The following is a 610-nucleotide window of genomic DNA, read 5'->3' on the forward strand; positions in this document are numbered from 1 at the left end:
CGCGGCAGTACGCTGTCGATGATCGCCATCACCGGGAACCAGGCGATGGCGAGCCAGACATAGTGGCCACCCATGAGAAAGCCGCCAAGGCTGACGATTTGTGTGACCGGCGAGAAGTAGTACTTCAGATAGTCGAGCATGGTGGCCTCCTGCAGGGCATTCAGAACACGACGACGGGCTTGATGACTGAACCGTTGCTCGCAGCGACGAAGGCTTCGTTGAATTTCTCGAAGGGGTACTGCTTGACCAACCGATCCACCGGCAGCTTTCCGGCCTGGAACAGTTCCACCAGCTTCGGTATGAAAGTTTGCGGATCGGCGTCACCCTCGACGATGCACTTCACGCCCAGGCCGCGCAGGTACAGGTCCATGATGCTCAAGGGGATCGGCGCCTCCGGTGGCGGGATGCCGATCAGACCGAGCATGCCGTTGGGCAGCAGCACGTCCACGGCGCTTTTCATTACCGCCGGGATGCCTGAGGTATCGATCGCATAGTCGAAGCCGCCGCCGCCCGCTTCCTTCAGCGCCGCGACGAGGTCCGTATGGCCGGTGGGGTCGATAGCATGCGCGGCGCCCAGTTCCAGTGCCAGGGCTCGGCGCTCTGCGCTGGG

Annotated in this window: 1 protein-coding gene; it reads right to left on the minus strand. The window is 62.5% G+C overall.

From position 1 onward, the window contains the following. Nucleotides 1-160 precede the first annotated feature (160 nt). Nucleotides 161-610 (minus strand): zinc-binding dehydrogenase (locus ACXJ3V_RS20390; protein WP_457102178.1); only part of this gene is annotated, 450 nt, incomplete at its 5' end.

The sequence above is a fragment of the Microbacterium sp. P5_E9 genome (genome assembly GCF_054049175.1).